Origin of the sequence: Micromonospora sp. LA-10, assembly GCF_051853095.1 — a bacterium.
Lineage (GTDB): Bacteria > Actinomycetota > Actinomycetes > Mycobacteriales > Micromonosporaceae > Micromonospora > Micromonospora echinospora_A.
Genome location: NZ_CP195710.1, coordinates 6,182,080 through 6,195,997 on the forward strand (window position 1 = coordinate 6,182,080; position 13,918 = coordinate 6,195,997).

Genomic DNA, 13,918 nt, shown 5'->3' on the forward strand with positions numbered 1-13,918 from the left:
ATGGCCGAGAGACTAGCCGTCGGCATCCACGACCTGTCCGCCGCGACGACGCATCACGTGCTGACGCACCAGACCCTGGCCGCGACCAACGGCGCCGACGTGGCCAAGTACCACCGTGGCATCGGGCTGCGGGCGATGAGCGTGCCCGCGCCGGACGAGGACATCGTGACCATGGCTGCCGCCGCCGCGGCGCCGGTCGTCGCCCGCCACGGCACCGACCGGATCCGGACCGTCGTGTTCGCCACGGAGTCGTCGGTCGACCAGGCGAAGGCCGCCGGGATACACGTCCACTCCCTGCTCGGCCTCCCCTCGGCCACCCGGGTGGTCGAGCTGAAACAGGCCTGCTACGGCGGTACGGCGGGACTGCAGTTCGCCATCGGCCTGGTGCACCGCGACCCGTCGCAGCAGGTCCTGGTGATCGCCAGCGACGTGTCGAAGTACGCGCTGGGCGAGCCCGGCGAGGCCACCCAGGGCGCCGCGGCGGTCGCCATGCTCGTCGGCGCGGACCCGGCGCTGGTACGCGTCGAGGACCCGTCGGGCATGTTCACCGCCGACGTCATGGACTTCTGGCGGCCGAACTACCGCACCACCGCCCTGGTCGACGGGCACGAGTCCATCTCCGCCTACCTGCAGGCGCTGGAGGGCTCGTGGAAGGACTACACCGAGCGCGGCGGTCGCAGCCTGGACGAGTTCGGCGCGTTCTGCTATCACCAGCCGTTCCCGAGGATGGCCGACAAGGCGCACCGGCACCTGCTCAACTACTGCGGGCGCGACGTCGACGACGCGCTGGTCGCCGGCGCCATCGGGCACACCACCGCGTACAACGCCGAGATCGGCAACAGCTACACCGCGTCGATGTATCTCGGGCTCGCGGCGCTGCTCGACACCGCCGACGACCTGACCGGCCGGACCGTCGGCTTCCTCAGCTACGGCTCCGGCAGCGTCGCCGAGTTCTTCGCCGGCACCGTCGTGCCCGGGTACCGCGCGCACACGCGACCCGACCAGCACCGCGCGGCGATCGACCGACGGCAGGAGATCGACTACGCGACGTACCGGGAGCTGCACGAACACGCCTTCCCGGTCGACGGCGGCGACTATCCGGCGCCCGCGGTGACCACCGGGCCGTACCGGCTGGCCGGGCTCTCCGGCCACAAGCGCGTCTACGAGCCGCGATAGGACCGGCCACGCCGGCCGCCCTGACCGAACGACCCACGCTTGGAGGATCGATGTCCGGAAATCCCGAGGTGGCCGAGCTCTACTCGACCATCGAGGAATCGGCCCGGCAGCTGGACGTGCCCTGTTCGCGCGAACGGGTCTGGCCCATCCTGTCCGCGTACGGCGACGCGTTCGCCCATCCCGAGGCGGTGGTCGCCTTCCGGGTGGCGACCGCGCTGCGTCACGCGGGCGAGCTGGACTGCCGGTTCCGGACGCATCCGGACGACCGGGACCCGTACGCCTCGGCGCTCACCCGGGGCCTCACCCCGCGCACGGACCACCCCATCGGCGCGCTGCTCTCCGAGGTCCACCGGCGCTGCCCGGTGGAGAGCCACGGCATCGACTTCGGGGTGGTCGGCGGCTTCAAGAAGATCTACGCGGCCTTCGCCCCGGACGAGCTTCAGGTGGCCACGGCGCTCGCCGACATTCCGGCGATGCCCCGCAGCCTCGCCGCGAACGCCGACTTCTTCACGCGGCACGGCCTCGACGACCGGGTCGGCGTGCTGGGATTCGACTACCCGGCCCGGACCGTGAACGTCTACTTCAACGACGTGCCGCGTGAGTGCTTCGAGCCGGAGACCATCCGGTCGACGCTGCGCCGGACCGGGATGGCCGAGCCGAGCGAGCAGATGCTCCGGCTCGGCGCCGGGGCGTTCGGGCTCTACATCACGCTGGGCTGGGACTCCCCGGAGATCGAGCGGATCTGCTATGCCGCGGCGACCACGGACCTGACCACGCTTCCGGTGCCCGTTGAACCGGAGATCGAGAAGTTCGTGAAAAGCGTCCCGTACGGCGGCGGGGACCGCAAGTTCGTCTACGGCGTGGCGCTGACCCCCAAGGGGGAGTACTACAAACTCGAGTCGCACTACAAATGGAAGCCGGGCGCGGTGAACTTCATTTGAACACCTGCCGGTTCCGCCGCCCGGCCGGGGTGACACGCGGCCGGAGAACGCGCCGGGCGGCGGAACCGGGATCAATGCCTGTTCGCTCGGGGTTCAACACTGGCGCGCTCCGCTAAAGTGCGAATATGACGACTGGACTGTCCAGTGTGTGGGCCCGGGTGAAGAACTGGGTCATCGCGGTGGCTGTGGCGGCGGTGCTGATGATCAGCGCGCTGGCCGGTGACCATCCCGCCCCCGAGGGCCTCGGTCTGCTCGGCTTCGCGCTGGTGGCGGCGAGCGGCCTGGCGCTTGCCGCCAGTCGTCGGGCCCCGGTCGCCGTGCTGGTCGCCACCGGGCTGTGCGTGGTGGGCTACAACGCGCTCGGCTTCGGGGTGCCCGCCATCGCGTACCTGTTCGCGGTCTACGCGGCGGTCCGGGCCGGGCACCGGCTCGTCACGCTCGGGGCGAGCGCCGCCCTGCTCGTCGTGCTGCCGCTGGCGATCATGGTCTCGCCCACGGACGGCGCCCTCAAGGAGGCGCTCGCGCAGTCGCGGGGCGTCCTCGAACTGGCCTGGCTGATCGCCGCGGCGGCGGCCGGTGAGGCGCTGCGGCAGGCCGAACGGCGGGCGGACGAGGCGGAACGCACCCGCGAGGAGACCGCCCGGCTGCGCGCCACCCAGGAGCGGCTGCACATCGCCCGGGAGCTGCACGACTCGCTCACCCACCAGATCTCGATCATCAAGGTGCAGGCGGAGGTCGCGGTCCACCTGGCCCGTAAGCGGGGCGAGCAGGTGCCGGAGTCGCTGCTGGCGATCCAGGAGGCCGGCCGGGCGGCGACCCGGGAGCTGCGCGCGACCCTGGAGACGCTGCGCGACCTGACCAAGTCCCCGTCGCACGGGCTCGACCACCTCCCGGAGCTGCTGGCCGGGGCCGAGAAGATCGGTCTGGCCACCACGCTGACCATCGAGGGTGACCAGCGGGACGTGCCGGAGGCGGTGGGCCGCACCGCGTACCGGATCGTCCAGGAGTCGCTCACCAACACCGCCCGGCACGCCTCCGCCGCGGCCGCCGCGGTCCGGATCGACTACCGCCCGGACGCGCTGAGCATCCGGATCGACGACGACGGGACGGCCCGGCCGGGCGCCGTCACGGTGCCCGGCGTCGGGCTGCTGGGGATGCACGAGCGCGTCCTCGCGCTGGGCGGCCGGCTGCGGGCGGAACCCCGCACCGGCGGCGGCTTCACCGTCCAGGCCGAGCTTCCGGTGGTGCGCGTCCCATGATCAGGATCATGCTGCTCGACGACCAGCCGCTGCTGCGCAGCGGGTTCCGCGCGCTCCTCGACGCCGAGGACGACATCGAGGTGGTGGCCGAGGGCGGGAACGGCCGGGAGGGCCTGGCGCTGGCCCGGCAGCACCTGCCCGATCTCGCCCTGATCGACATCCAGATGCCGGTCATGGACGGCGTCGAGACGACCCGGCAGATCGTCGCGGACCCGGCGCTGGCCGGGGTGCGCGTCGTCATCCTCACCAACTACGGCCTCGACGAGTACGTCTTCCACGCGCTGCGCGCCGGCGCCACCGGCTTCCTGGTCAAGGACATCGAGCCGGACGACCTGCTGCACGCCGTGCGGGTCGCCGCGCGCGGGGACGCGCTGCTCGCGCCGTCGATCACCCGGATGCTGATCAACAGGTACGTGTCGGAGCCGCTCTGCGCGGACGTCACGCCCGGCATGGAGGAGCTGACCAACCGGGAACGCGAGGCGGTCGCGCTGGCCGCCCGGGGCCTGTCCAACGACGAGATCGCCGATCGTATGGTGATCAGCCCGCTGACCGCGAAGACCCACGTCAACCGCGCCATGACAAAGTTGCAGGCCCGCGACCGCGCGCAGCTGGTGGTCTTCGCCTACGAGTCCGGCCTGGTGTCACCCGGCAATCGCTGACCGGGCGAACCGGCCGGTCAGCCGGCCCGGCAGTGCTGCGAACGCGGTATGCGGCTGCTCCCGGTGCAGACGCCGGAGCCCGCGGATACCGTCACCGCAGTAGATCGATTGTCTCCTTCGGCATGACGACCCGTAGCGGGGTCGTTACCTACGCTGGCGCAGATGCCTGTTCCCGCAGCCGAAGGGGCTTCCATGTTCATCCGTCGTTTGCTCACCGCCGCCGCAGCCGGCGTCCTCGGTGGGCTCGCACTCGTCGCACCGGCGGCCGCGCAGGTGACGGCCGCCGACGGTGACGGTGGTTCCGGCCGCGCCGGATCCGTGCTGGCGCTCGCGCTCGCGTTGCTCGGCCTCGTCCTGGGCGGGTGGGCGCTGCGCTCCGCGGGGCGCGGCGGCGGTCGTGGCAACGCGATCGCAGCGCTGGTGCTCGCGGCGGCCGGCCTGATCGCCGGCGTTGTCGCCCTGGCCGGCTCCGACGGCGGTGTCGGCAGCGGCAACGGCCGTGGCGGCGCCATCGTTGCAGTCGTGCTGGCGCTGATCGGGATCGCCGTCGGCGGCCTGGCATTCACCCGCTCCCGGCGCGCCGCCTGACCGGCGCTGCCGACCGAACACCCCGGTGACCCAACCGACCCGAAGGGGAGTCCCATGCGCAAAGTGTTCGCCGGACTGGCAGCGTTCCTGCTGCTCGTGCTCGTGGTGCAGTTCTTCCTGGCCGCCAGCGGCGCGTTCAGCAACGAGGCCACCGAGGAGGCGTTCCGCCCCCATCGGATCCTGGGGCTGGGGAGCATCCTGGTCGCCGTCGTGCTGACGGTGGCCGCCGCGGTGATGCGGATGCCGGGCCGGATCATCGGCCTGTCCGGCCTGGTCGCCGGACTGGGCATCCTGCAGGCCCTGATCGCGGTCATCGCCAAGGCGTTCGGCGACTCGGCCGGCGACTCGGCCGCCGGCCGGTACGTGTTCGGCCTGCACGCGGTCAACGGGCTCGTGATGGTGGCCGTCGCCCGCGTCATCCTGCGCAGCGTCCGGGCGGCGCCGGACACGACCAGCACGCCCGGCGTGGGCACGACGGTCACCGGCCCGGCGGCCGACTCGGCGCGAACGGCGTCATGAGCACGCTCCAATGGATCCTCGTGGACCACGTCGTGGCACTGCTCGGTGTCGCGACGTGGTTCGCAACGGGTGTCACGGCGGCTCTCGGCCGCCACCGGATCGCGTTGGCGCTCCTCGGCGCCGCGGTGCTGGTGACCGTCGCCCGCCTGGGCACCGTGGCGCTGCTGGCCGACCGCGGCTGGTGGTTCGTCCAGGAGAAGGTCCTGCTGGGGCTGCCGATGCTCGGCGCCGCGGCGCTCGTCGCGGTGCTCCTGGCCGGCCCGCGCCTGCTCGCGGCCCGGCAGTCGCCGGCAGCGGCCCTGCCGGCCGGCGCGCTGGTCGCGTTGCTGACCGCCGGATTCGCCGCGCTGGCCGGCCTGGTGGTGACGTTCACCGCCGGGTACCCGCTGACGTGGAGCACCGCGCTGATCGCCGTCGCCCTGGTCTGCGCCGCCGCGCTGCTCACCGCGCGGGTGGTCGGACGACCCGCCGCTCAGGTCGCGGAGGCCGGCTCCCCCGAACAGTCGCCGTCGGCGGCCGAGGCCGGCTCCCCGGAGCGCACGCCGGCGGCGGCCGGGCCCTCGGCGTTGTCCCGCCGCCGGTTCCTCGGCGTGGCCGGGGGAGTGGTCGCGGCGGGTGCCGGCGCCACCGGCGTCGGCCTGCTCTTCCGTGACCCCGAGCCGATGGTCACCGGAGGCGGCCCCGGACACGCCGGCGGCGCCCGCCCGAAGGTCTCCGTGGCGGACCTGCGCGGCCCCGGCGCTCCGGCGGCGGGCGGCACGGCGCGACGCCACGTGCTCACCGCCCGGACGGGCACGGTGACCATTCCGTCCGGGCGTCCGATCGACGCCTGGAGCTACGAGGGGCGGCTGCCCGGGCCGGCCATCACCGCGACCGAGGGCGACCTGATCGAGGTGACGCTCCGCAACGCCGACATCGAGGACGGCGTCACCGTGCACTGGCACGGGTACGACGTGCCGTGCGGCGAGGACGGCGCGCCGGGCGCCACGCAGCACGCGGTGCAGCCCGGCGGCGAGTTCGTCTACCGGTTCCAGGCGGACCAGGTGGGGACGTACTGGTACCACACCCACCAGGCGTCGCACCCCGCCGTGCGCAAGGGGCTGTACGGGACGCTCGTCGTGACGCCGCGCGAGGATCGGCCGGAGGCGGAGCGCGGGCTGGACCTGACGTTACCGGTGCACACGTTCGACGACGTCGTGATCCTCGGCGACCAGGAGGGCCGCGCCGTCCACGACGTCAGCCCCGGCCGGCCGGTGCGGCTGCGTCTGATCAACACCGACTCCAACCCGCACTGGTTCGCCGTCGTCGGCTCGCCCTTCCGGGTGGTGGCCGTCGACGGCCGCGATCTCAACCAGCCGGGCGAGGTGCGCGAGGTCGGGCTCCGCCTGCCCGCCGGAGGCCGGTACGACGTCACACTGACCATGCCGGACGCCAAGGTCACGCTGCTGCTCGACAACGACTCCGACCAGGGCGTCATGCTGCGCCCGTCCGGCGTCGGCGGCGGTGACCGTCCGCTGCCGGACACCGCCGGGTGGCCCGAGTTCGACCTGCTGGAATACGGCGAGCCGGCGCCCGTGCCGTTCGACGCCGACGACGCCGACCGCCACTTCACCATCGTCCTCGACCGAGCCCTGGCCATGGTCGACGGAAAGCCGGCCTACGCCCAGACCGTCGACGGTCGCGCACACCCCTCCGTCCCCGACCAGCTCGTCCGGGAGGGAGACGTCGTGCGCTTCACAGTGGTCAACCGGAGCCTCGAAACCCACCCGTGGCACCTGCACGGCCATCCGGTGCTGATCCTGTCCCGCGACGGCCGGCGCTACTCCGGCAGCCCGCTGTGGATGGACACCTTCGACGTGCGGCCCGGAGAGGTGTGGGAGGTGGCGTTCCGGGCGGACAATCCGGGTGTCTGGATGAACCACTGCCACAACCTGCCGCACCAGGAGCAGGGCATGATGCTGCGGCTCGTCTACGACGGCGTCACCACGCCCTTCGCCAGCACGAGCCACGCACACTGAGGGGACTCGCATGACCGCAGACCTGCACGGCCTGGCCAGCGTCCGCTACATCGTCGACGACGTGTCGGCGGCGATCGAGTTCTACACCACCCACCTGGGTTTCACTGTGTCGACCGCGTTCCCGCCGGCCTTCGCGGACGTGGTGCGCGGGCCGTTGCGGCTCCTGCTGTCCGGGCCGACCAGCTCGGGCGCCCGGGTCACCCCGGCGGACGCGGCCGGGTGCGGGCGCAACCGCATCCACCTGATCGTCGAGGACCTCGACGCCGAACGGGAGCGGCTGGAGCGCGCCGGCGTGACGTTGCGCAGCGACGTCGTGGCCGGGCCCGGCGGCCGCCAGTTCCTCATCGCCGACCCGGCGGGCAACCTGGTCGAGGTGTTCGAGCCCGCAGCCCGCGGCTGAGCCGCCGACGGGCCTGACGGCCTGCCCTCTGCCCTGACCGTCGGCGCCGATCTTGCACTTACCGTCCTTGCCTTGCCGGGAATGCCTCTTTTGCGGGGGCCGAAAGTGCAAGATCGCGGGGATCGGGAGGGTGGCGGCGGGATCAGTGGGTGGTGGACCGGCCTGGTTGGCCAGGTTGGTGGGCATGGCTCGTGGCGGGCGAACTCGCGGCGGAACGTGTCCGTGCCGGCGGTCATCGAGCGCAGCTCCACGGCGTACCGGAGCAGCTCCGTGGCCCGCCCGCGTCGCGACCCACGGGGGACCGTGGCCGCGACGTGGTGCCGGGGTTACCGGTTCGGGGCGGACGCGGCGAGCCGCGCGGCCAGGATGGAGATGATCACGGCGCCGGCGATCACGTGGGTGCCGGCGAGGACGAGCTGCGTGGACACCGCGGTGTCCCGGGCGAAGGCGGGCGCGGCGAGGGACAGCACGGTGAACGCGACGGTGCCGGCCACGAAGGCACGCACGGGCCGCCGGGCCCGCCGCGCCACGATCACCGCCAGGACGATCCCGCCGATCGACCAGAGCACGACGCTGCGGGCGATGGCCCCCACCGGGATCGCCTGCGCCTGCTCCTCCCAGACGCCGGCCGCCTCTATCGGTACGCCGAAGCCCCGCGCGGCGAGCGTGAACGCCTCCGCTGCCACGGCCCCGGCGAGGGTGGCCACCACGCCGACCAGCCACACCGGAGCGGTGGCCGGCGACCGGGTGGGCCGCGCCGCGACGGGAGTGCGGGGAGTGGCCTCATCCACGGCGTTGCCTCCGGTCCGGTGCCTCGATGTGTTCTCGGGAGAATGCGGGGACGCCACGACGGCAGTCAACGTGGACAGTTGAACGCTCAGGCGTCACTGGCGGGTTCCGCGCCGTCCCGCCGCCTCGGCCGCGGCGGCGCCCGCACCGTCGGCGAGCAGGGAGACCAGCAGGTCACCCAGGATCTGCGGACCGTGCTGGGTGAGGACGGACTCCAGGTGGAACTGGACGGACCGGAATCCCGCGCCGCGCAGCGCGTGCACGTCACCGCTGTCCGGGCTGCGGCTGATCTCGATCGGGCCCCGCCGGCCGCCGGCCACCACGTCGTGCGCGGAGCGGGCGGTGTAGGTGTTGTAGAAACCCACGAGTTCCGGCCGGCCGAACAGGTCGATCCGCTTCTGCACACCCTGGTTGGGCACCGCGCGCCGGGCGAGGGGGAACCCCAGTTCGGCGGCGAGCACCTGGTGGCCCAGGCAGATGGACAGGAACGGCACCGACCCGGCGAGCAGGTCGCGGGTGAGCCCGCGCAGGGTCCGCATACGCGGGTCGGTCAGGTCGCCCGGGTCGCCGGGGCCGGGACCGACGACGACGAGGTCGTGTCCCTCCGGCCGCAGCGGGCTGTCGAACCGGGCGATGCTCGACCGCAGCCCGAGGGCCCGCAACTGGTGGTCGAGCATGGCCATGAACGTGTCCTCGTTGTCGACGACGAGCACGCGACGCCCGGTCAGCGCCGGGTTCGGGGTTCGCCGCTCCGCACCGTCGAGCCAGAACCTCGACAGTGTGGTGTTGCGCTCGCGCAGCGCCCGCCGTACCCGGGGGTCGGTGGCCAGTGAGGAACGCGCCCGCACGGCCGTCGTCCGCCCGCCGTCCGGGCCGTCCGGGTCGACGCCGAGGCCGAGCGCGGCGCGCATGGCGCCCGCCTTGGCCCGCGTCTCGGCCACCTCGGACTCCGGCTTGGAGTCCCGCACCAGGGTGGCGCCGACGCCCAGGCGGAGCGTGCCCGCGCCGTCGATCTCGGCGGTGCGGATCATGATGGCCGAGTCGAGCGTACGGCTGCCGGCCGAGTCACGGCCGATCAACGCGAGCACGCCGCCGTAGTAGCCGCGGCCGGTCGTCTCGTGGCGGGTGATGACCCGGAACGCGTTCTCGATCGGGCTGCCGGTGACCGTCGGCGCGAGCAGCGTCTCCCGCAGCACGTCGCGCACGTCCAGCTCGCTGCGGCCGGTCAGGATGTACTCGGAGTGCGTCACGCGCGCCATTTCCTTGAGGAACGGGCCGTGCACCTGGCCGCCGCCGGATGCGCACATCCGCGCCATCATTTTCAGTTCCTCGTCGACGACCATGTAGAGTTCGTTCGCCTCTTTCCGGTCGTTCAGGAATTCCAGCAGGCCGGAAACCGCCGGGCCGTTCGGGGGGTGCCGGTAGGTCCCGCTGATGGGATTCATCGAGACGGTTCCGTCGATCATGCTGACGTGCCGTTCCGGTGACGCGCCGATGAACGTGCCGGCCCCGGAGTGAAACAGAAACGTCCAGTAGGAACCCAGCTCGCCGGTCAGCAGCCGGCGGAAGAGCGCCAGTTCCGTGGCGACCGAGTAGTCGGCCAGCCGCGCGGTGAACGTGCGGCGGATGACGAAGTTGGATCCGGCGCCCAGCCCGATCTCGTCCCCCACCACCCGCTTGACGATCGCCGCGTAGTCCTCGTCGCTGAGGTCGAAGTCGGCGTCGGTCACCGGCACGCCGCGTTCGGGCAGTCCCGCCAGCGCCTGCCCGCGGTCGAGCCCGAACTGCTCATGGACGCGCATCGCGAGCAGTGGCGCGCCGTCGTCGTGGCAGTCGTACCCCCGTTCGGTGACCTGCCGGTACGGCACCGCCACGAGCAGGTCGTGCCGCGCGCCGGTCGCCGGCTCGGCGGGCAGGGGCAGTCCGCCGAGGGTGTCCACGTCGCACACCTCACCGGTCAGAACCTCCACGTACGCGCACCCGGCCGCGCCGGGCCGGTGCAGCAGGGCGAAGGCGCGCCCGTCGCCGCCGAGACCGGACAGCAGATCCGGGAATCCGGCCACGTTCGAATCCGTACGGTCCATGTCGCTCCCTTTGCCTGAGAGATCGCCTGTCGATACTGCGTCCGGCAAAAGGCGTCGCGCATGACGTGTTGTCGCCGACGGCATCACGTGTTTCCGGTAACGCGCCGACGTTATGGCGTGAACGACTGAATCGGCGGGCTACTACTCGGGCGAGTAGTGCCCACGCAGATCGACCGCGATTACTGTCGACCGCAATGCCGATACGACGAGGGCGGTGAAGACGACTGTGGACGTACTGGTCCAGAAATACGGGGGCACCTCGTTGCAGACCCTCGACCGCGTTCGGCACGCCGCCCTGCGGATCGCGGCGGCGCGGCGCGACGGCTCGGCCGTGACTGTGGTCGTGTCGGCGCGCGGCAGCCGGACCGACGACCTGCTGCGGCTGGCGGCCGACGTCGGCGCCGCGGGCCCGTCCCGGGAACTCGACCAGTTGCTGGCCGTCGGCGAGTCCGAGTCGGCGGCGCTGATGGCGCTGGCGTTGACCGGGCTGGGCGTGCCGGCCGTCTCGCTGACCGGGCACCAGGCGGAGATCCACACCACCGACCGGCACGGCGACGCGCTGATCTCGCGGATCGGGGCGGCGCGGGTGGAGGCGGCGCTGGCCCGGGGCGAGGTCGCCGTGGTGACCGGCTTCCAGGGGATCGACCGGGCCGGTGACGTCGCCACGCTGGGGCGTGGCGGCTCCGACACGACGGCGGTGGCGCTCGCGGCCCGGCTCCGCGCGTCGGCCTGCGAGATCTACACCGACGTGGACGGCGTCTTCAGCGCCGATCCCCGCATCCTGCCGGCGGCCCGCTGCCTGCCGTGGGTCGAGCCGGGCGTGATGGCGGAGATGGCGTTCGCCGGCGCGCGGGTCCTGCACACCCGATGCATCGAGCTGGCCGCCATGGAAGGGGTCGAAGTGCGCGTGCGCAACGCGGCGTCGCAGGCGCCCGGTACGACAGTCGTGGACCGGCCGGACGACCGGCCGCTGGAGACCCGGCGGGCCGTGGTGGCGGTCACCCACGACACCGATGTCGTGCGCGTGCTGGTGCACTGCCGTGACGGCCGCCGGGACATGGCGCCCGACGTGTTCGAGGTGCTGGCCGCGCACGGGGCGGTGGCGGACCTGGTGGCCCGGTCCGGACCCCACGAGAGCGAGTTCCGGATGGGGTTCACCATCCGCCGCAGCCAGGCCGACGCAGTGCGGACCGCGCTGCACGACCTCACCGCGTCCTTCGACGGCGGGGTCCACTTCGACGAGAACGTCGGCAAGGTGTCGGTGGTCGGCATGGGCCTGCTCAGCCGCCCCGAGCACACGGCCCGGCTGATGGCGGCGCTGGCCGAGGCGGGGATCTCGACGAGCTGGATCTCCACCTCCCAGATGCGGCTGTCGGTGATCGTGTCGCGGGACCGCACCGTCGACGCCGTCGAAGCCCTGCACCGCGCGTTCCGCCTCGACCGGTCCGAGCCGGCGGACGCCACGTCCCTGACCTCCCGTCGTTCCGCCACCGCCTGAGAGAGGTAGGAAACCGTGGCCGTACTCAACGCTTCGTTCGCTCGTGGCCTGCGTCTGCGCCGACTGTTCCGGCGCGGCGACGGACGCCTGCTCGTCGTCCCGCTCGACCACTCCGTCACCGACGGGCCGCTGCGCCGCGGCGACCTGAACTCGCTGCTCGGTGAGCTCGCCGGCACCGGCGTGGACGCCGTGGTGCTGCACAAGGGCAGCCTGCGGCACGTCGACCACGGCTGGTTCGGCGACATGTCGCTGATCGTGCACCTGAGCGTGAGCACCCGGCACGCGCCGGACCCGAACGCCAAGTACCTGGTCGCCCACGTGGAGGAGGCGCTGCGGCTGGGCGCCGACGCGGTCAGCGTGCACGTCAACCTGGGCTCACCGCAGGAGGCGCGGCAGATCGCCGACCTGGCGGCGGTGGCGGGGGAGTGCGAGCGCTGGAACGTCCCGCTGCTGGCGATGGTGTACGCCCGCGGGCCGCAGATCACCGACTCCCGGGCGCCGGAGCTGGTGGCGCACGCGGCGACGCTCGCCGCCGACCTCGGCGCCGACATCGTCAAGACCGACTACGTGGGCACGCCCGAGCAGATGGCCGAGGTGGTGCGCGGCTGCCCGATTCCGCTGATCGTGGCCGGCGGCCCGCGCTCGGCCGACACCGAGACGGTGCTCGCGTACGTCTCGGACGCGCTGCGCGGCGGCGTGGCCGGGATGGCCATGGGCCGCAACGTGTTCCAGGCCGAGCAGCCCGGCCTGATGGCCGCCGCCGTGGCCCGGCTGGTGCACGAGCCACGGCACGTGCCGGACCGGTACGACGTCGACGACCGACTCGCCCTTACGTCCTGAGACTCCCTGACCGTCCACCGAGGAGAAACCCGTGAAGCTGTGCTGGCTGGACATCCGTAACGTCAACGGCGCCAAGGAGGCAATCGTCGAGGAGGCGGTCCATCAGCGGGTGGACGCCGTCGTGGCGGCCGATCCGGCCGACCTGGAGACGCTTCCCCCGACGGTGAAGAAGGTGCTGTTCCCGCAGGGCGAGGCGCTGCCGGAGAAGCTGGAACCGGCCGACCTGGTGATCGTCGAGCCGGCCCGGCACGGCGAGCCCGCCGAGCTGGCGGCCCGGTACCCGGACGTGGAGTTCGGCCGGTTCGTCGAGATCGTCGACGCGGACAGCCTGGAGGACGCCTGCCGGTCCGCGCGCCACGACCGGTGGAGCCTGCTGTACTTCCGCGACCCCACCAAGATCCCGCTGGAGATCGTGCTGGCCGCCGCGGCGGGCGCGGAGGGCAGCATCATCACCCAGGTCGCCGACGTCGAGGAGGCGGAGATCGTCTTCGGCGTCCTGGAGCACGGTTCGGACGGCGTGATGCTGGCGCCCCGCGCCGTGGGGGAGGCCACCGAGCTGCGGACCGCGGCGGTGAGCACGGCGGCGGACCTGTCGCTCGTGGAGCTGGAGGTCACCGGCATCCGGCGGGTCGGCATGGGCGAGCGCGCCTGCGTCGACACGTGCACGAACTTCCGCCTGGACGAGGGCATCCTGGTCGGCTCGCACTCCACCGGCATGATCCTGTGCTGCAGCGAGACGCACCCGCTGCCGTACATGCCGACCCGGCCGTTCCGGGTCAACGCCGGTGCGCTGCACTCGTACACGCTGTCCGCCGGCGGGCGGACCAACTACCTCAGCGAGCTGGTCTCCGGCGGCCGGGTGCTCGCCGTGGACTCGCAGGGGAAGTCCCGGGTCGTCACCGTGGGCCGGGTCAAGATTGAGACGCGTCCGCTGCTGGCGATCGACGCGGTCTCCCCCTCCGGGACCCGGGTCAACCTCATCGTCCAGGACGACTGGCACGTGCGCGTGCTCGGGCCGGGCGGCACCGTGCTCAACGTGACCGAGCTGACCGCCGGCACGAAGGTGCTCGGTTACCTGCCGGTGGAGAAGCGGCACGTCGGCTACCCGATCGACGAGTTCTGCATCGAGAAGTGACGGGCGGCGGGG

The 13,918-nt window shown here is 72.7% G+C and carries 13 protein-coding genes; 11 read left to right on the forward strand and 2 right to left on the reverse strand.

Features of this window, described 5'->3' with window-relative positions; all coding sequences use genetic code 11:
* From ACSDG8_RS28685 to ACSDG8_RS28720, 8 genes are all read left to right on the forward strand, one after another.
* On the forward strand, nt 1-1,176 hold the full coding sequence (locus ACSDG8_RS28685) for a hydroxymethylglutaryl-CoA synthase (protein ID WP_210892090.1): 1,176 nt from the start codon (nt 1-3) through the stop codon (nt 1,174-1,176).
* 50 nt (nt 1,177-1,226) lie between these two features.
* Nucleotides 1,227-2,117 (forward strand): aromatic prenyltransferase, encoded by an 891-nt coding sequence (locus tag ACSDG8_RS28690; protein ID WP_439427417.1) that lies wholly within the window; start codon nt 1,227-1,229, stop codon nt 2,115-2,117.
* 125 nt (nt 2,118-2,242) lie between these two features.
* Nucleotides 2,243-3,376: a sensor histidine kinase gene (locus ACSDG8_RS28695; RefSeq protein WP_247678070.1), complete on the forward strand. Its 1,134-nt coding sequence runs from the start codon at nt 2,243-2,245 to the stop codon at nt 3,374-3,376.
* Nucleotides 3,373-4,035 carry a response regulator gene (locus ACSDG8_RS28700; protein WP_073827932.1) on the forward strand — a complete coding sequence of 221 codons (663 nt, stop codon included), beginning with the start codon at nt 3,373-3,375 and terminating at the stop codon, nt 4,033-4,035. Before ACSDG8_RS28695 ends, ACSDG8_RS28700 begins: the two co-directional genes overlap by 4 nt.
* Nucleotides 4,036-4,227: 192 nt before the next feature.
* The gene (locus ACSDG8_RS28705) at nt 4,228-4,623 is read left to right on the forward strand and encodes a DUF6223 family protein (protein WP_247678071.1); all 396 of its coding nucleotides are present in this window, start codon (nt 4,228-4,230) and stop codon (nt 4,621-4,623) included.
* A 54-nt stretch (nt 4,624-4,677) separates the two neighbouring features.
* Complete coding sequence (locus ACSDG8_RS28710) at nt 4,678-5,142, forward strand: DUF6220 domain-containing protein (RefSeq protein ID WP_210892092.1); 465 nt, start codon at nt 4,678-4,680, stop codon at nt 5,140-5,142.
* On the forward strand, nt 5,139-7,160 hold the full coding sequence (locus ACSDG8_RS28715) for a multicopper oxidase family protein (RefSeq protein ID WP_210892093.1): 2,022 nt from the start codon (nt 5,139-5,141) through the stop codon (nt 7,158-7,160). The genes ACSDG8_RS28710 and ACSDG8_RS28715 overlap by 4 nt, the downstream gene beginning before the upstream one ends.
* A 10-nt stretch (nt 7,161-7,170) precedes the next feature.
* Nucleotides 7,171-7,560, forward strand: coding sequence for a VOC family protein (locus ACSDG8_RS28720; protein WP_210892095.1), 390 nt, complete (start codon nt 7,171-7,173; stop codon nt 7,558-7,560).
* A gap of 326 nt (nt 7,561-7,886) precedes the next feature.
* Here the strand turns inward: ACSDG8_RS28720 and ACSDG8_RS28725 are convergent, their stop codons facing one another.
* On the reverse strand, nt 7,887-8,351 hold the full coding sequence (locus ACSDG8_RS28725) for a DUF6069 family protein (RefSeq protein ID WP_439427418.1): 465 nt from the start codon (nt 8,349-8,351) through the stop codon (nt 7,887-7,889).
* A gap of 93 nt (nt 8,352-8,444) precedes the next feature.
* The gene (locus ACSDG8_RS28730; protein WP_439427419.1) at nt 8,445-10,433 is read right to left on the reverse strand and encodes an anthranilate synthase family protein; all 1,989 of its coding nucleotides are present in this window, start codon (nt 10,431-10,433) and stop codon (nt 8,445-8,447) included.
* Between the two features lie 214 nt (nt 10,434-10,647).
* Between ACSDG8_RS28730 and ACSDG8_RS28735 the strand changes: the two genes are divergently transcribed.
* Genes ACSDG8_RS28735 through ACSDG8_RS28745 form a run of 3 tightly spaced genes read left to right on the forward strand, consistent with a single transcriptional unit; the run spans nt 10,648 to nt 13,906 of the window.
* Nucleotides 10,648-11,931 (forward strand): aspartate kinase, encoded by a 1,284-nt coding sequence (locus tag ACSDG8_RS28735; RefSeq protein ID WP_210892101.1) that lies wholly within the window; start codon nt 10,648-10,650, stop codon nt 11,929-11,931.
* A gap of 15 nt (nt 11,932-11,946) precedes the next feature.
* Nucleotides 11,947-12,771 (forward strand): 2-amino-3,7-dideoxy-D-threo-hept-6-ulosonate synthase, encoded by an 825-nt coding sequence (locus tag ACSDG8_RS28740; protein ID WP_210892104.1) that lies wholly within the window; start codon nt 11,947-11,949, stop codon nt 12,769-12,771.
* 31 nt (nt 12,772-12,802) lie between these two features.
* Nucleotides 12,803-13,906, forward strand: a complete 1,104-nt coding sequence (locus tag ACSDG8_RS28745; RefSeq protein ID WP_210892106.1) for a 3-dehydroquinate synthase II — start codon at nt 12,803-12,805, stop codon at nt 13,904-13,906.
* The last annotated feature ends 12 nt before the right edge of the window (nt 13,907-13,918 follow it).